Raw genomic sequence first — 16,205 nt, forward strand, 5'->3', positions numbered from 1 at the left:
TGGCTCCCTTGGGATGCGTGCTGGACCGGTCGGGTGGCCCCCGGCCGATGAGCCCCAGGGTTCCGGGCTCATGAAGAAGACAACGGACGTCCTGTGGTGAGGGTCACGGCATGGCGGAGCACCGGTTGGAACCAACCGCCGCGCAGGGTCACCTCCGGTACGGAATCGGCCACTCCCGGTCAACCCCTCGCCGCGTCAAGGTACTTGAAAGAGTGAAGTGGGCCACAGGGCGTCATCGGGCAGGGGAGAAAAATCGGTAAATCAGCACATGTAGTGGGTGTCCGAAAGTCGCCGATACCGGCGGTAACCGCCAGCTGGCCTGGCACGACGGTCATTTGGTTGATGTCCGGCGCGCGCTTTCCCTACATTCCTCCGCCGTGTGCAACGAGCACCGCTCGGGTTCGTCCGTCGCCCGGCACCGGCAGCGCGTCATCGCCGGCACCGGGACGCGGACGGGGCGGGCGCGAGGAACCGCGGTCCTGCGCGGGAAGACGCGCTCCGCCCGGGGGAATCCGGGTCGTCGAAGAAGGAGTCACATGTCCGAGTGTGCCGATACCAGCCGTACCACCGCCCGTGACGGCGGCGCGCGCAGGGGCCGTACGACGGCCGTACTCGCCGGCGCCGCACTGCTGGCCCCACTGGGGCTGCTGGCCGCGACCGGCGATGCCGCCGCCGCGGACAACGGGGTGTGGGACCGCATCGCCCAGTGCGAGAGCGGCGGCAACTGGCACATCAACACCGGCAACGGCTACTACGGAGGGCTCCAGTTCTCCGCCCACACCTGGCGCGCGTACGGCGGCACCGCGTACGCCCCCACCGCCGACCGGGCCTCCAGGAGCGCGCAGATCACCGTCGCGACGCGGGTCCAGCAGGCCCAGGGCTGGGGCGCCTGGCCGGTCTGCGCCGGCCGCGCGGGAGCGACGGGCTCCGCCCCCTCGCAGGTGAGCCTCGACAAGGGCAGCACGACGAAGAAGTCGGCCCCCGTCAAGGCGGTGCCGAGGACGCCGCGGCACCCGTCCGGCCATACCGGCCACACCGGCCACACCGGTCGTTCCGTGTCCCGGGGCACGGGCGGCTACACCGTGCGCGAGGGCGACACGCTGTCCGGGATCGCCGCGCGGCACGGCATCGACTGGCACCGTCTGTACGCGGCGAACAAGCACGTCATCGGCGCCGACCCCGACCTGATCACCCCCGGCACGCACCTGACCTTCTGAGCCGCGCCCGCTGTCCGGCCCGACGGCCCCTCGGCTCCGCGCCGGGGGGGCCGTCGGCATGTGCGGAATCCGTGAATTTTCCCATGCGGTGTCAGCTTCGGTGGCATAGGGCCGGATTCCCCCTGCGGAATCACGCTCCTCAGGCCCGCCCCGATCTTCGCCGGGGCGCTTTCCGCCGGGGAATTCGAGGGGGCGTCGCGGTACGCGGGAATTCCGTTCGAATCCCCCGGTGGGCGGTACGTAAACCCTCGATCAGGTGAGCGAGTTCGGCCGAAACGGGGGACCGGAAGCTGTGACAGAAGTGTGACGGGAGTCTGATCTCGCTCTTACCCTGCCGCGCCCGGCTTCCGTCACCGGGCGTGCCGCCCTAGCGTGGCCGTATGGCACCGATTCCCACTCCGCCAGCGGAGCCCCAGGACAGCCCGGACGGGTACGTCGGTCTCGACGCCGAGCACGCCGAGCGGCTCGCCCGGGAGCGTGGCTGGTCGACCGTGCGGCCGCTGCCGCCGGGCGCGATCATCACCATGGAGTACCGGGCGGGGCGGCTCAACTTCGAGGTGCGGGACGGCCGGGTGGCCCGCGCCTGGAAGGGCTGACCTCGCCGTCGTGGCCGCGGACACGGCGAAGGCCCCGCTCCCGGGTGAGGGAGCGGGGCCTTTCACTGTGGCGCGGGGCTGGTGGTGTGCGTACCGGAACCCGGCGCCCGGGCGGCAGTCGTCCGTCAGCCGCCCGTCAGGGGGCGGGCCGGGGAGCTGCCGCGCGGTACGCGGTCGGCGCCGGGCGGGCGGCGGGGGCCCGCCGGGGTGACCGGGCTGCGTTCCGAACGGGCCGTGTGCGGGCCGGGCGCCAGGTGGGCCAGGCCCCGGGAGGCGCGGGTCGAGGAGACCGGCTCACGGGCCGGCGCGGACTGCTCGGCCGGGGCGCCGCGCGGCGGGGTGAACACCACCGGGGCGACGGGGACGGCCGGTTGGCGCGCGGGCCGGCTGCGGCGGGCGCGCCAGCGGTCGCGCAGGTCGAACAGCCACGCCTCGGTCCGGGCGATCAGCGGCTCGAACCACGGCAGGGCGAGCAGGATCAGCAGGCCGGCGGCCCAGCCGAGGAGCACGTCGCTGAGCCAGTGCGTACCGAGGTAGACGGTGGTGAGGCCGACACCCAGCGAGGTGATCGCGGAGAGGGCCGAAAGCCAGCGGCGCGCGCGGGGGGTGGAAGCCAGGTAGGCCAGGATGCCCCAGGTGACCACCGCGTTGGCGGTGTGGCCGCTGGGAAATATATCGCCGCCCCTGACCATCTCGTTCGAGCCGATCACGGTCGCGTAGTGCGGACCGAGGCGCCCCATGCCGTACTTGGCGGCGCCGACCGTGATGTTCAGCAGCAGGAGCGAGGTGGCGAGGGTGAGCAGCGGGCGGAGCGTGTGCTGCCGCCAGGAGCGCCAGCCGAGCCACGCGGCGACCATCACCGCGGTGGGGCCGCGCTGGCCGAGCACCACGTAGTAGTCGAGGAAGGCGTGGATCTGCGGCCACTGCTGGTACGGCCGGAAGAACATGACCTGCCAGTCGAGCCGGACGAGCCAGGAGGTGGTCACCACGGCCCACACGATCGCCAGGTAGAAGGCGAGGGTCGCGGAGAACAGCACGACCCGGTGCCGGCTCATCACCGGCACATCGATATGGGCCGGCCGTTCCGGCTCGCGGTCCAGCCTGGCGAACACCCGGTCCAGACGCCGGGTGAGGTTCCGTTCGGTACGCACCCAATCGACGTTACAGCGAGTGAGCTGTGGTCCCGGTCGAAACAGCGGCTTTGTGATGACGATGTGATGTGGGAAACCTCTCAAGGGTGGCCGAATTTCACAGGATTCCGCAATCCCGGGGAGCCGCCCTCGGTAATTCCTTTGATCATGCCGGGTGTTGTTTATATGGCACTTATAAATGTGCCGACCCGGTCCCGGGCCGCAATTCCCCGGGGTGTCATCGGGCCGGGCCCGGGTCGGTCACGGCGGTCCCGAGCCGTTCAGCCAGAACGCCCCGTACACCGCTGACGCGATCGCCAACGCCGCCGTGAGCAGGGCGGATCGGGAGGTCCGCAGCCGGGCGAGCGCGGCGGCGAGGGGGAAGAGGACCGGGAAGGCGGGCAGCAGCAGCCGGGGCTTGGAACCGAAGTAGCTCGACGCGCACAGCGCGAGGGCGAGCACGATGCCGGTGTACACGAGAAGTCCGAGCGGCTGGCCCCGGCGCACGCCGGTGACGTACAGCCAGAGCAGCAGCGCGACGCCGACGATCAGGCCGACGCCCACGAGAGCGGAGGGGAATGACGTGAACCTGGCGGCCACGAAGCGTGCGAAGGCGTACCCGCCGTCGAAGCCGTTGCGCCATCCGGCCTGTACGTCGAGATAACCGAGCGGGCCCTTGCCGGTGCGGTGGCCGACCCAGAGGACGTAGCCGGCCGCGCCGAGCGGGGCGACGAGCACGCCGAGGAGACGGCGGACGGCGGAAGAAGAGGGGGCGCGTGTCGGCAGCCGCGCGCCGTCCGCGCGCGCCGCGCCTCGGTCCCGCGCGAACGAGACCGCGGCCGCGACCCACACCGCCGCCACCACCGCGCCGCCCACCGGCCGGGTCAGCCCCGCCAGCGCCGCGAGCAGCCCCGCGCTCACCCACCGCCCGGTCAGCAGCGCGTACAGCGCCCAGGCCGCCAGCGCGGTGAACAGCGACTCGCTGTACGCCATCGACTGCACGGCCGCGACCGGCAGCACCGCCCACAGCAGTACGGCGCACATCCCCACCCGGGCGCCGTACACGTGCTCGGCCACCGCGAAGATCCCCGCCGCCGCGACGAGCGAGGCCACCAGGCTCACCACGAGACCCGCGTGCGCGTACGACAGCGGGGTGACCGCGTGCAGCAGCCGCTCCAGCCAGGGCAGCAGCGGGAAGAACGCCAGGTTCGAGTGGACGTCGCCGTTCGGCAGCCGCACCTGGTAGCCGTAGCCCAGCTCGGCGACCCGCGTGTACCAGAGGGAGTCCCAGCGCGCGGTCAGCAGCGTCAGCGCGCTCTTGCCGCGCGCCGCGCTCCACACCGCCAGCACCACCAGGCCCAGGGCACGGACCGCGGCGTACCCGAGGACGGCCGGGACCGCCCGGCGCGGCAGCGACGCGGGGCGCGGGGCATGGGGCGGGGCGTGGGGTGCGGCCACACCGGTCCTGAGATCGGTCACGGGCTCGATTATCGACCGGCCGCGGGACCGGACCGCCCGCCGGGTCGCGGTCGGGCCGGTGCGACGTGGTGCAGCCCACACGGGTTGCCTGCCGCGGGTGAGAGGTCCGCCACTGGGGGGCGCGGCGGACTCGCGTAGGCTGACGAGCCATCCCCGCGGGTCGAGCGCGGGCCGGGGACACCGCTTCCTCCCGGCCGTACGACAGGGAGACCTGCCACTTCGCCGCACGCGAGGGAACATCTGGGAGGTACGTACATGTCCGGGACGACCACGGCCGCCCTGCTGCCGCGCCGTCGGACGGCCGGGCCCGTCGCCAACCGCTGGGTCGTCCTCGTCGTCCTCTGCGTCAGCCTGCTGCTCGTCGCCCTCGACGCGACCGTGCTGCACGTGGCGGTCCCCGCGGTCAGCGAGGACCTGCGCCCCAGCGCCATCCAGCTGCTCTGGATCGTCGACGTCTACCCGCTGGTCTGCGCCGCGCTGCTGATCCTCTTCGGCACCCTCGGCGACCGCGTCGGACGCAGACGCGTCCTGCTGCTCGGCTACGGCCTCTTCGGCGTGGCCTCCGCCGTGGCCGCCTGCGCGCACACCGCCGAGGTGCTGATCCTCGCCCGCGCGCTGCTCGGCGTCGGCGGCGCCATGATCATGCCCGCGACCCTGTCGATCCTGCGCCAGGTCTTCCCCGACCGGCGCGAGCGCGCGCTCGCCATCGGCGTGTGGAGCGCGGTCGCCGCGGTCGGCGCCGCGGTCGGCCCGCTGCTCGGCGGCTTCCTGCTGGAGCACTTCTGGTGGGGCTCGGTCTTCCTCGTCAACATCCCGCTGATGCTGGTCAGCCTCCCCGTCGGGCGGATCCTGCTGCCCGAGTCGCGAGGCGAGAGCGACGGCCCCTGGGACGTGACCGGCGCGCTGATGGCGGCCGCGGGCCTGTTCGGCGTCGTCCTCGGCGTGAAGCGGCTCGGCGGCGGCGAGGCCCCCGCTAGCCCCCTCACCCTGCTCCCGCTGCTGTTCGGCGCGGCCCTTCTCCTCCTCTTCGTACGACGCCAGCGGCGGCTGCCGCATCCGCTGGTGGACCTGGGCATGTTCCGCAGGCCCGCCTTCAGCACCTCGGTCGGCTGCATCGTGCTGGCCATGCTCGCGCTGGTCGGCCTGGAGCTGATCGCCGCGCAGTACCTGCAACTGGTGCTCGGCCTGTCGCCGCTCGCCACCGGCCTGCGGCTGCTGCCGCTGACCGTGGCCGCGATGGCGGCGGGCCTGCTGGGCGCGCGGGTGCTGCGCCGGTTCGGGCCGCGCCGGATGGTGTGCACCGGCTTCTGCCTGACGGCGGCCGCGGTGCTGGTCCTGACCGCGATGGGCCGCACCGACGACGCGCCGCTGCTGCTGTCCGGCTTCGTGCTGCTCGGCTTCGGCCTGGAGACCACGCTGTTCGGCGCCTACGAGTCGATGCTCAGCGAGGCCCCCGCGGACCGGGCCGGTGGCGCGGCGGCGATCGGCGAGACGTCGTACCAACTGGGCGCGGGCATCGGCATCGCGCTGCTCGGCAGTGTGATGAACGCCGCCTACACTCCCCGGCTGCGCTCGGTCCCCGGGGTCTCCGCGCCGGACGCGGCCGACGCCGGGCACTCACTGGGCGAGGCCTACGACGTCGCCGACCGGCTCGGCGGCCCCACCGGGGCGATGCTGCGCCAGGTCGCGCGGGACTCCTTCGTGCACGGGCTGCACCTGACCCTGCTGGTCAGCGCGGGTCTGCTGCTGCTGGGCGCGGTGATGGCGCTGCGGCTGCCGCGGCTCATGCAGTGCGGCGCGGAGACGGAGCCCGGCGCCGGCGCGGAGCCCGGGACCGCCGCGCCCGCCGCCGAACCGGTGCTGCCCGCCCCGCGCGCCGCCGAGAAGCCGCGGGTCTCCGCCTGACCCCTCTGGACGTGCGGGAAACTCCCCCGTAACGTCGGCTGCGAAGCCGTAACTAGCGGTGCTAGTTTTCAGTACCCGGAGGGTGTCCCATGTCCGCGAAGCTGCCCCCGTTCGACGCCGCCGACCCGCTCGGGATCGACGATCTGCTGGACCCGGAGGACCTGGCGATCCGGGACACCGTCCGCGGTTGGGCGGCCGACCGTGTGCTGCCCCACGTCGCCGACTGGTACGAGAAGGGCGAGCTGCCCCAGATCCGGGAACTGGCCCGCGAGCTGGGCGGCCTCGGCGCCCTCGGGATGTCCCTCACCGGGTACGGCTGCGCGGGCGCGACGGCCGTGCAGTACGGCCTGGCCTGCCTGGAGCTGGAGGCGGCCGACTCGGGCATCCGCTCGCTGGTCTCCGTGCAGGGCTCCCTCGCCATGTACGCCATCCACCGCTTCGGCAGCGAGGAGCAGAAGCAGGAGTGGCTGCCGCGGATGGCCGCCGGCGAGGTGATCGGCTGCTTCGGCCTGACCGAGCCGGACCACGGGTCCGACCCCGCCTCCATGCGCACCCACGCCAAGCGCGACGGCGACGACTGGGTGCTCAACGGGCGCAAGATGTGGATCACCAACGGGTCGGTCGCCGGGGTGGCCGTCGTCTGGGCGGGCACCGAGGAGGGCATCCGCGGCTTCGTGGTGCCGACCGGCACGCCCGGCTTCTCGGCGCCCGAGATCAAGCACAAGTGGTCCCTGCGCGCCTCCGTCACCAGCGAACTCGTCATGGACGACGTGCGGCTGCCCGCGAGCGCGGTGCTGCCGGAGGTCGTCGGGCTGCGCGGCCCGCTGAGCTGTCTCTCGCACGCCCGCTACGGCATCGTGTGGGGCGCGATGGGCGCCGCGCGCAGCAGCTTCGAGGCGGCCGTGGAGTACGCGAAGACCCGCGAGCAGTTCGGGCGGCCCATCGGCGGCTTCCAGCTCACCCAGGCCAAGCTCGCCGACATGGCGGTCGAACTGCACAAGGGGATCCTGCTCGCCCACCATCTGGGGCGGCGGATGGACGCCGGCCGGCTGCGCCCGGAGCAGGTCAGCTTCGGCAAGCTGAACAACGTCCGCGAGGCGATCGAGATCTGCCGTACGGCGCGCACGATCCTCGGTGCCAACGGGATCTCGCTCGAATACCCCGTGATGCGGCACGCGACGAACCTCGAATCGGTGCTCACCTACGAGGGCACCGTCGAGATGCACCAGTTGGTGCTGGGCAAGGCGCTCACCGGGCTCGACGCGTTCCGGTGAGCCGCCGGGTGGGGCGGGGCCGGTGAGCGGCCCCGCCTCAGCTCTGGTTGAAGAAGCCGTCCGAGCGGTGCGCGGAGGCCTCCCCGCTGATGATCTCGGTGTCGGCCGGGGTGAGCAGGAAGACCCGGTTGGAGACCCGGTCGATGGAGCCGCGCAGGCCGAAGATCAGCCCCGCCGCGAAGTCCACGACCCGCTTGGCGTCCCCGGCCTCCATGCTGGTGAGGTTCATGATGACCGGGACCCCGTCCCGGAACAGCTCGCCGATGGCACGGGCGTCCCGGAAGCTGTCCGGGGTGACCGTGGCGATCCTGCGGCTCTTCTCCTCGGCCTTGTCCGCGGCCACCTGCACCCGAGGGTCGGTCACCCAGGCGTCCCCGGACCTGGTGCCCTCGGAGTAGTCGTCGTCGTAGTAGCGCTCGTCATCGTTGTCGTCGACGAGGCCGAGCCACGCACTCGCCTTGCGTACCGATCCCATGGACGCCTCCTCTCACAGCGGTCTCTCGTGCTTTCCGCACCTTCCCCTATGGTCATCCATGATGCTGACAACGCGCCAAGTGGATAGTCGCCGCACGGGGGGTTTGTGACGGTACTGGTGCACAGCCGATCCGTCGAGACACCTTGTCCCCCAAGGGTTGTGACACGTACGGCTGCTGACTGTGAGTGAAATATGATGGTCAGCGGCGGATGGGTGATGCTCGGTGCGTCCGGGTGAAGCCGAGGGCACGTCAACACACGGGGGAAACGCGGTGTTCGGAATGGTCAGGCCCTGCGCGCACCGGCTCGGTGACCGCTTCAAGGCCGAGTGGATGGCACATCTGTGCGGACTCTGCCTCGCGTTGCGCCGCGACCACGGTCAGCTCGCACGTGTCGTCACCAACTATGACGGTTTGCTGATCTCCGTGTTGACGGAGGCTCAGCTGGGCCGGAACGAGGGCGGACGGCGTACGGCGGGGCCGTGCGCGCTGCGCGGGATGCGGACGGCGTCCGTCGCGCAGGGCGAGGGCGCGCGGCTCGCGGCCGCCGTCTCGCTGGTGCTCGCCGCGGCGAAGGTCCGCGACCATGTCGCCGACCGGGACGGGCTGCTGGCCCGGGGTCCGGTGGCCGCCGCCGCCCGCAAGGTCGCCGCGAGCTGGGGCCGGGCCGGGGAGTACAGCGGGGCGGCGGTCGGCTTCGACACCGGCGTCCTCGTGGCCGCCGTCGACCGGCAGCTCGGCATCGAGACGCTGGCCGGGCCCGGCACCCCGGTCCTGATGGTCACCGAGCCCACCGAGACGGCCACCGCCGCCGCCTTCGCGCACACCGCGCGGCTGGCCGGCCGGCCCGGCAACGCGGCGCCGCTCGCCGAGGCCGGGCGGCTCTTCGGGCGGCTCGCGCATCTGCTGGACGCGGTGGAGGACCAGGAGGCCGACGCCGGCAGCGGCGCCTGGAACCCGCTCACCGCCACCGGCACCTCCCGCGCCGAGGCCCGCAGACTCGCCGACGACGCCGTGCACGGCATCCGACTCGCCCTGAAGGACGCCGAGTTCAGCGACGGCGCGCTGGTCCACCTGCTGCTCGTGCACGAGTTGCGCCGGTCGGTCGACCGGGCCTTCGGCACGACCTCCTGCGGACACACCGCCGCCCAGGGCGCGTTCGGGCCGCCCACGGGGCCGTACGCCCCGGGGAACCCAGGGATCCCGGGAGCCCCGGGGCCGCAGGGGCCGTACGCTCCGGGGCACCCGCACGGCACCCCCTACGGCGGTCCGCCGCGGGGCCCGGAGAAGCGGGGCTTCTGGGCCGGCTGCGCCGCCGCCCTCGCCGTGTGCTGCACCTGCAAGGTGTGCTGCGCCGACGAGTTCGAGGGGCCGTGGTCGCGGAAGCGGCGCGAGGGCTGCTGTGCCTCCTGCGACTGCGACTGCGACTGGTCGTGCTGCGAGGCCCTGGAGTGCTGCGAGTGCTGCGAGTGCTGTGCCTGCGACTGTGGCTGCTGACCCCGCTCAGTTCTTGAGCTCCGGCGGGGAGATCCGCGACTTCTTGATCGCCGAGCCCGTCGTGCCCCACTTCTTGAGGATCTTGTCGTAGGTGCCGTCGGCGATCAGCCGGTCCACCGCGGCCTGGAAGGCGGGCGCGAGCTTGGTGCCCTTCTTGAAGGCGAAGCCGACGTCCAGGCGGTGGAACTCGTTGAGGAACTTCAGGCCGGGCTGCCGGGCGACGGCGTAACGCAGGCCGTTGATCGTGGACATCACGACATCGCTGCGGCCCTGCTGCACCGAGGACCAGATCGCGCTCGTCTCGGCGTACGTCTGCACCTGGTACGGCTTCTTGCCCGCGTCGGTGCACAGGTGCTTGTTCTCCTCCAGCGTGGCCTCGAACGTGGTGCCGGCGCCGGTCGCCACGTTCAGTCCGCACAGCTGCTTCAGCTCGGTGATCCTGGTGAGCTTGCTGTCCTTGCGGGTGGCGAAGCCCTGGCCGTCGTTGATGTAGGTGACGAAGTCGATGGCCTTGCGCCGCTCGTCGGTGACCCCGAAGTTGCTCGCGCCGAAGTCGTACTTGCCGCTGTCCAGGGCGGGCAGGATGGCCTCGAAGCTCGCCTGATCCACCGTCAGCTTGATACCGAGGACCTTGGCGGCCGCCTTGGTGAAGTCGACGTCCTGGCCGGTCAGCGTTCTGCCGTCGGCGAGGTAGGTGGTGCCGGGCGGGGTGCCGCCGACGCTGATCGCGACGGTGAGGTGCGTGGTGCCGGGGGGCAGCAGCCTGGCCGCCGCGGGGTCCGTCTTCTCCGCCGACACCACGTCGGTGGTCGGCACCGCGTCGGACTTGGCCGCCACCCCGGAGGCGTCCGTCCCGCCCGAGGCGCCGGAGCCGGAGCCGCAGGCGGTGAGGAGCAGGGCGGCCGAGGTCACGGCGGTAACGGGCATGACAAATCGATACATCGAGGTACGCATCGGCGGCGTTCTCCTGAACGGGAAAGGGTGTGCGAGAGCGCGAGGGGAGGGGCGCGTGTGAAGGCCTGGTGGAGCGAAGGGAGCGCGAAGGAAGGCGCTCAAGAAGGCGGGAAAAAAGGGAGAGCGCGAAGCAGGCCCGCCGCAGGCGGGCGTGCGCAGGGGGTCAGCTCAACAGGAGGAGGACCACACGCGACCGAAGTCGATGTGGGAGCGGGTGACCAGCCACTGCTGTGGATGCATGGGGCAAGTGGAACAGGCATCCGGTTCCGCGTCAACCGACTTGAGACGTAACGCTCACAGTGTGGACAGCCTTGACAGCGCGGGCGACCGCTTGCGTACTCTCGGTGCACGGCCCTGCTGAGGGGCTCGGCCGTGACCGCGCCATCCGTAGGGGGCGCGCCCGTGTGAAGGCATCACCCGTTCCGACGTTCGACCGATCGCGTCACGGAGCCTTCGCATGTCATCCGACACCCTCGCCCAAGCCCCCACCGCCCCGGAGATACCCGGGCCCGCGGCCGTCCCCCGGATCGTGCCCCAGCGCCGCTACGGACAGTGGACCGCCGCCGTCGTCGTCCTCGTGCTGCTCGGCCTCGCCGTCACCTCCGTCGTCCGCAACCAGGCGTTCCAATGGGGCGTCGTCGCCGACTACTTCACCACCGGCTCGGTGCTGCGCGGGCTGTGGCTCACGCTCTGGCTGACCGCCGTGGTGATGGTCCTCGGCTTCGCCCTCGGCACCCTGCTCGCCGCCTTCCGGCTGTCCGCCAACCCCGTGCTGCGCGCGGTCGGCTGGGGCTACGTCTGGCTGTTCCGGTCCATCCCGATCCTGGTGCAGCTGCTGCTGTGGTTCAACATCGGGGCGCTGTACCCGACGCTGCTCGGGGTGAAGACGGTCAACCTGCTCAGCCCCGTCGCCGTCGCCGTCATCGGCCTCACCCTGCACGAGGCCGCCTACGCCGCCGAGGTCGTGCGCGGCGGCATCCTCTCCGTCGACCGCGGCCAGGTCGAGGCCGCCCAGGCGCTCGGCCTGAGCCGGTGGCGCCGCGGGTGGCGGATCGTGCTGCCGCAGGCGATGCGCTCCATCGTGCCGCCCGCCGGCAACATGCTGATCGGCACCCTCAAGGGCACCTCCATCGTCAGCGTCATCGCGGTCAACGACCTGCTGTTCTCGGCCCAGTTGATCTACCACCGCACCTACCAGGTCATCCCGCTGCTGATGGTCGCCACCCTCTGGTACGCCGTCGTCACCACCCTGCTCGGCATCGGCCAGGCGTACGTCGAGAAGCACTACGCGCGGGGCACGGGGCAGGCCCGATGAGGCCCCAGCTGGTGATCGTGGGCGCCGGGCCGCGGGGGACCGGCCTCCTCGAACGCATCGCCGCCAACGCGCCGGAGCTGTACGCCGGTTCGGGACTCGACATCCATCTCGTGGACCCGTACCCGCCGGGCGGCGGACGCGTCTGGCGCCAGGAGCAGTCGCCGCTGCTGTGGATGAACTCGCACGCCGAGGACGTCACCATGTTCACCGACGACACGGTGCGCATGGACGGGCCGGTGCGCGCGGGCCCCACCCTGCACGAGTGGGCCGCGCTGGACGGCCGTACCTTCGCCGACCGCCGGCTCCAGGGCCGCTACCTGCGCTTCGTGTACGAGCGGGCCCTGGCCGAGCTGCCCCCGGACATCACCGTGCACCACCACCCCACGCGCGCCCTGCGCGTCGGCGGCCCCCGCGAGGGGCGCCAGCAGGTGTGGCTGGAGGGCGTGCCGCGCCCCCTCCTCGCCGACCTGGTGATCCTCGCCCTCGGCCACCTCGACGCCGAACTCGACGAAGAGCAGGCCGAGCTGGCCGCGTACGCCCGCGCGCACGGCCTGGTGCACCTGCCGCCCGACTTCACCGCCGACACCGACCTGTCCGCGCTGCGGCCCGGCGAACCGGTCCTCGTCCGGGGCTTCGGACTGGCGTTCGTCGACCTCATGGTGCTGCTCACGGAGGGCCGCGGCGGCCGGTACGAGGGCGAGACCTACCTGCCCTCGGGGCGGGAACCGGTGCTGTACGTCGGCTCGCGGCGCGGGGTGCCGTACCACTCGAAGATCGGTTACGACTGGACCGGCGACCGGCCCCCGCTGCCGCGCTTCCTCGGCCCCGCCGAGACGGCCGAACTGCGGTCCCGGCCCGGCGGCTTCGACTTCCGGCGCGATGTGTGGCCGCTGGTCGAGAAGGAGCTGGGCTTCGCCCACTACCACCGGCTGTTCACCGCCCACCCGGAGCGCACGGCGAGCGCCTGGACCGACTTCGAGGAGAAGTACGCGGCCGCCGGGGGCCCCGCCGAACTGGACGCGCTCGTCGCCGCCGCCGTACCGGACCCGGCCGACCGGCTCGACCTCGCCGCGCTCGACCATCCGCTGGCCGGGGTGCGACACGCCTCGCACGAGGACCTCCAGGACGGGCTGCGCGCCTACATCGAGAACGACCTGACGAGACGTCACAATCCCTCCTTCAGTGCCGACTTGGGTGTCTTCCTCGGACTGCTCTCCGTCTACGGCCAGCTCGTGCGGCTCGGGGACCCCGGACCCTGGTGGCACGGGTTCTTCAGCTATCTGGCGTCCGGGCCGCCCGGCCCCCGGCTGCGGCAGATGCTCGCGCTGTCCCGGGCGGGACTGCTGCGGTTCCTCGGCGCCGACATGGCCGTCACCGCCGAGGACGGGGTGTTCCGGGCGTCCGGTTCGACGGTGCCGGGGTACTCCGTCACGGCACGGGCGCTGGTCGAGGCCCGACTGCCCGAGCCCACCGTCGGCCGCGCCCGCGACCCCCTGCTGCGCGAACTGCGCGCCGACGGCGCCGCCGAGACCCCCGAGGGGCTGCTCCGGGTCGACCCCCACGACGGGCGTCTCCTCGACGGTGCCGGGCGCCCGCACCCCCGCCGCTTCGCGCTCGGTCCCTGGACCGACGCCCGCACTCCCGGGGCCTTCACCCGGCCGCGCACCGGCGGACCCGCCTTCCGGCAGAACGACGCCACCGCGCGGACGGCCCTGGCCTTCCTGCGGGCCCGGTCCGGGCGCGCCGCCGCATGAACCTCCCCCCTATACAAAGGAACTGAGCCATGACCGTCATGGTCGACATCAGGTCGGTGCACAAGAGCTTCGGCCCGCTCGACGTCCTCAAGGGCGTCGACCTCCAGGTCCGCACCGGCGAGGTCACCGTCGTGCTCGGCCCCTCCGGCTCCGGCAAGTCCACGCTGCTGCGCACCATCAACCACCTGGAGAAGGCGGACCGGGGCGAGATCACGGTGGACGGCTCGCCGATCGGCTACCGGCGCTCCGGGGACCGGTTGTACGAGCTGCCCGAACGCGAGGTGCTGCGCCGGCGCACCAAGATCGGCTTCGTCTTCCAGAACTTCAACCTCTTCCCGCACCTCACCGTCCTGGACAACCTGGTCGAGGCGCCGGTGTCCGCGCTGAAACGGCCCCGCAAGGAGGCGGAGGAAGACGCGCACCGGCTCCTCGCGCGGGTGGGGCTCGCGGACAAGGCCGGCGCGTATCCGAGACAGTTGTCCGGGGGGCAGCAGCAGCGCGTCGCCATCGCGCGGGCGCTCGCGCTGCGGCCCCGGCTGCTGCTCTTCGACGAGCCGACCTCGGCGCTCGACCCCGAACTGGTCGGCGAGGTCCTCGACGTCATCCGCGATCTGGCCGCCCAGGGCACCACGATGATCGTCGTCACCCATGAGATCGCGTTCGCCCGGGAGGTCGCCGACACGGTGGTCTTCATGGACGACGGGCGGATCGTCGAACAGGGGTCGCCGGACGCGGTGTTGGGGGCGCCGCGCGAGGAGCGGACACGGGCGTTCCTGGCGAAGGTGCTGTGAGGATGGGTGCGGTCGCGGAGTGCGCGGCGCCGGGGCGGCGCGGGGGCCGGGCCGGGGGCCGGGCCGGGGGAGTGCGGCGGCCGGAGGCGGGCGGATGAGCGGGCGGTACCGCCGCGGGATGCTGCACCTCGCCGCCGCCGTCGACCTGCCGGAGGGTTCCGGCACCGGTCCGTACACCGAACTGGTGCGGCTCGCCGAGCACGGCCGGCTGGACTTCGTGACCCTGGACGACTCCACCGGGCGGCCGGGACCCGAGGCGTTCGGCCTGCTGTCCGCGATGGCGTCGGCGACCCGGCGGATCGGGCTGGTGCCGACGGTGACCGGGACGCTCCCCGCGCGGGCCGCCCCGGCCGTCCTGGAGCGGGTCGCCACGGACCGCGTGGGCCGACGGATCCAGGCACCCGGCGCCGACGCAGATGCCGACTTCGGCGCGGATGCCGATACCGATGCCGGCTTCGACGCCGGCCCCGAGGCCCTCGCCGGAGTGCCCCACCCTGCCCGGCCCCACCCCGTCCGCGTCGTCGACGCGAGCACCCGGGACGGCCGGGCCCTCGCCGCCCGGCACGCCGACGTGGCCCTGGTCCGCGCCGCGTCCTCGGCGCAGGCCGCCGTGGTGCGCGAGGAGTTACGGGACCGGGCGGCGCGGTCGGGGCGGGGTCCGGGCGCCCTGCGGGTCCTGGTGAGCCTGCGGGTCGACCTCGGCGGCGGGGAGTGCGCGGCCGAGCCCGGCCACGGCGGGGGCGGTCCCCGGCCCACCGCGCAGGGCCCGCTGTACCGGGGCGGGCCCGTCGACCTCGCGGACCTGCTCGCCGCCTGGCACACCGAGGGCGCCGCCGACGGCTTCCACCTGGTCCCCGTCGAACCCCGCCGCGACCTGGAGCGGCTGGTCAACGGCACCGTGGCACTGCTCCAGCACCGCGGCCTGTTCCGGACCTTCTATCCGGGGGGCACCCTGCGCGAGCACCTGGGGCTGGGCCGCCCCGCCCACCGCGCTTTACTGCCGAAGAAGACGAAGCACACGAAGAGATGGAACAGCATGGCAATCGACGCGTCCGACGCATGGAAGCAGTGGCGGGAGAAGCGGGAGGAATCGGTCACCGCGCCCTACGGGCCGCTCGCACTGACCGCGACTCACTGGATCGAGGACCATCCGGATGGACGACTTCCGGACATTCCCGGGAACTGGGTGGCGGATGACCAGGGAGTTGTGCTTAAGGCCACCGAGGCCGACGGACTGCGGGTGGACCGCCGCCCGTTCGCCGGGGAGATCCGGCTGACCGCCGGCACCGGTCCGGAGGCCGCCGCCCGCGTCTCGCTCGGCGAGAAACGGCTGGTCGTCCTGGTGCGCGAGGGCGTCTGGGGGGTTCGGGTCTACGATCCCGGCGCCGGGGCCCGCCAGGCCTTCCGGGGCATCGAGGTCACCGAGTACGACCCCGCCTGGTCGGTGCCGGGCCGCTTCACGCCGTACGACACGGAGCGCGTCGTGCGGCTCGGCAACGCGGACGGCCGGGCCCGCGGGTTCGCCCTCGCCGGTGAACTCGCGTTCACCCTGGGCGGCCGGGAGCGGACACTGGCCGTGGCGCGGCCGGACGGAGGCGCGCTGTGGGCGGTGTTCGCCGACGCCACCAGCGGCGACACCAGCTTCCGGTTCCGCTTCCTCTTCCCGGACGCGCCCGACGCGCGGGGTCGTACGACCGTCGACTTCAACCGCGCCCAACTCCCGCCCTGCGCCTTCGCCGAGCACTTCCTCTGCCCCTTCCCGCCGCCCGGGAACACGCTGGACACGGCCGTGGAGGCGGGGGAGCGGGCGCTGAGCTGAC

General features: G+C 72.8%; 13 protein-coding genes and 1 pseudogene. 10 read left to right on the forward strand and 4 right to left on the reverse strand.

Features of this window, described 5'->3' with window-relative positions; all coding sequences use genetic code 11:
- Positions 1-536: 536 nt before the first annotated feature.
- Both AB0927_RS23075 and AB0927_RS23080 read left to right on the forward strand, forming a co-directional pair.
- Positions 537-1,217 (forward strand): transglycosylase family protein, encoded by a 681-nt coding sequence (locus tag AB0927_RS23075; RefSeq protein ID WP_366669559.1) that lies wholly within the window; start codon positions 537-539, stop codon positions 1,215-1,217.
- A gap of 380 nt (positions 1,218-1,597) precedes the next feature.
- The gene (locus AB0927_RS23080) at positions 1,598-1,813 is read left to right on the forward strand and encodes an I78 family peptidase inhibitor (RefSeq protein ID WP_366669560.1); all 216 of its coding nucleotides are present in this window, start codon (positions 1,598-1,600) and stop codon (positions 1,811-1,813) included.
- A 125-nt stretch (positions 1,814-1,938) separates the two neighbouring features.
- On the opposite strand, the gene AB0927_RS23085 is transcribed toward AB0927_RS23080, so the two are convergent.
- Positions 1,939-2,964 carry a phosphatase PAP2 family protein gene (locus AB0927_RS23085; RefSeq protein WP_366669561.1) on the reverse strand — a complete coding sequence of 342 codons (1,026 nt, stop codon included), beginning with the start codon at positions 2,962-2,964 and terminating at the stop codon, positions 1,939-1,941.
- A 240-nt stretch (positions 2,965-3,204) separates the two neighbouring features.
- Positions 3,205-4,401: a glycosyltransferase family 39 protein gene (locus AB0927_RS23090; RefSeq protein ID WP_366669652.1), complete on the reverse strand. Its 1,197-nt coding sequence runs from the start codon at positions 4,399-4,401 to the stop codon at positions 3,205-3,207.
- 276 nt (positions 4,402-4,677) lie between these two features.
- On the opposite strand from AB0927_RS23090, the gene AB0927_RS23095 reads away from it, so the two are divergent.
- Entirely contained in the window at positions 4,678-6,327 is a 1,650-nt protein-coding gene (locus AB0927_RS23095; RefSeq protein ID WP_366669562.1) for an MFS transporter, read from the forward strand.
- Between the two features lie 89 nt (positions 6,328-6,416).
- The gene (locus AB0927_RS23100) at positions 6,417-7,601 is read left to right on the forward strand and encodes an acyl-CoA dehydrogenase family protein (RefSeq protein WP_366669563.1); all 1,185 of its coding nucleotides are present in this window, start codon (positions 6,417-6,419) and stop codon (positions 7,599-7,601) included.
- 37 nt (positions 7,602-7,638) lie between these two features.
- Here AB0927_RS23100 and AB0927_RS23105 read toward each other — a convergent pair whose 3' ends face one another.
- Positions 7,639-8,076: a cell division protein SepF gene (locus AB0927_RS23105; protein ID WP_366669564.1), complete on the reverse strand. Its 438-nt coding sequence runs from the start codon at positions 8,074-8,076 to the stop codon at positions 7,639-7,641.
- 271 nt (positions 8,077-8,347) lie between these two features.
- Here AB0927_RS23105 and AB0927_RS23110 point away from each other — a divergent pair, with 271 nt between their 5' ends.
- Positions 8,348-9,571 (forward strand): DUF5685 family protein, encoded by a 1,224-nt coding sequence (locus AB0927_RS23110; RefSeq protein WP_366669565.1) that lies wholly within the window; start codon positions 8,348-8,350, stop codon positions 9,569-9,571.
- A 6-nt stretch (positions 9,572-9,577) separates the two neighbouring features.
- Here AB0927_RS23110 and AB0927_RS23115 read toward each other — a convergent pair whose 3' ends face one another.
- A complete protein-coding gene (locus AB0927_RS23115) occupies positions 9,578-10,498 on the reverse strand; it encodes an ABC transporter substrate-binding protein (RefSeq protein WP_366669566.1) in 921 nt (306 codons plus the stop codon).
- Positions 10,499-10,982: 484 nt separating this feature from the next.
- On the opposite strand from AB0927_RS23115, the gene AB0927_RS23120 reads away from it, so the two are divergent.
- From AB0927_RS23120 to AB0927_RS23140, 5 genes and pseudogenes are all read left to right on the forward strand, one after another.
- Positions 10,983-11,840, forward strand: a complete 858-nt coding sequence (locus AB0927_RS23120; RefSeq protein ID WP_366669567.1) for an amino acid ABC transporter permease — start codon at positions 10,983-10,985, stop codon at positions 11,838-11,840.
- On the forward strand, positions 11,837-13,594 hold the full coding sequence (locus tag AB0927_RS23125; RefSeq protein ID WP_366669568.1) for an FAD/NAD(P)-binding protein: 1,758 nt from the start codon (positions 11,837-11,839) through the stop codon (positions 13,592-13,594). Before AB0927_RS23120 ends, AB0927_RS23125 begins: the two co-directional genes overlap by 4 nt.
- Before the next feature lie 29 nt (positions 13,595-13,623).
- Positions 13,624-14,385 carry an amino acid ABC transporter ATP-binding protein gene (locus tag AB0927_RS23130; protein WP_366669569.1) on the forward strand — a complete coding sequence of 254 codons (762 nt, stop codon included), beginning with the start codon at positions 13,624-13,626 and terminating at the stop codon, positions 14,383-14,385.
- A 277-nt stretch (positions 14,386-14,662) separates the two neighbouring features.
- Positions 14,663-15,067 (forward strand): annotated as a pseudogene (locus tag AB0927_RS23135) (LLM class flavin-dependent oxidoreductase); the annotation flags it as partial.
- 354 nt (positions 15,068-15,421) lie between these two features.
- The gene (locus AB0927_RS23140) at positions 15,422-16,204 is read left to right on the forward strand and encodes a DUF1684 domain-containing protein (RefSeq protein ID WP_366669653.1); all 783 of its coding nucleotides are present in this window, start codon (positions 15,422-15,424) and stop codon (positions 16,202-16,204) included.
- Position 16,205 lies beyond the last annotated feature (1 nt).

The organism is Streptomyces sp. NPDC048106, from assembly GCF_040706415.1.
In the GTDB taxonomy this organism is placed as follows: domain Bacteria; phylum Actinomycetota; class Actinomycetes; order Streptomycetales; family Streptomycetaceae; genus Streptomyces.

What these genes read in the sequence shown, in the direction of transcription:
- AB0927_RS23075 (WP_366669559.1), top strand. Translation starts at nt 537, where the DNA reads ATGTCCGAGTGTGCCGATACCAGCCGTACCACCGCCCGTGACGGCGGC.
- AB0927_RS23080 (WP_366669560.1), top strand. Translation starts at nt 1,598, where the DNA reads ATGGCACCGATTCCCACTCCGCCAGCGGAGCCCCAGGACAGCCCGGAC.
- AB0927_RS23095 (WP_366669562.1), top strand. Translation starts at nt 4,678, where the DNA reads ATGTCCGGGACGACCACGGCCGCCCTGCTGCCGCGCCGTCGGACGGCC.
- AB0927_RS23100 (WP_366669563.1), top strand. Translation starts at nt 6,417, where the DNA reads ATGTCCGCGAAGCTGCCCCCGTTCGACGCCGCCGACCCGCTCGGGATC.
- AB0927_RS23105 (WP_366669564.1), bottom strand. Translation starts at nt 8,076, where the DNA reads ATGGGATCGGTACGCAAGGCGAGTGCGTGGCTCGGCCTCGTCGACGAC.
- AB0927_RS23115 (WP_366669566.1), bottom strand. Translation starts at nt 10,498, where the DNA reads ATGCCCGTTACCGCCGTGACCTCGGCCGCCCTGCTCCTCACCGCCTGC.
- AB0927_RS23120 (WP_366669567.1), top strand. Translation starts at nt 10,983, where the DNA reads ATGTCATCCGACACCCTCGCCCAAGCCCCCACCGCCCCGGAGATACCC.
- AB0927_RS23125 (WP_366669568.1), top strand. Translation starts at nt 11,837, where the DNA reads ATGAGGCCCCAGCTGGTGATCGTGGGCGCCGGGCCGCGGGGGACCGGC.
- AB0927_RS23130 (WP_366669569.1), top strand. Translation starts at nt 13,624, where the DNA reads ATGACCGTCATGGTCGACATCAGGTCGGTGCACAAGAGCTTCGGCCCG.
- AB0927_RS23140 (WP_366669653.1), top strand. Translation starts at nt 15,422, where the DNA reads ATGGCAATCGACGCGTCCGACGCATGGAAGCAGTGGCGGGAGAAGCGG.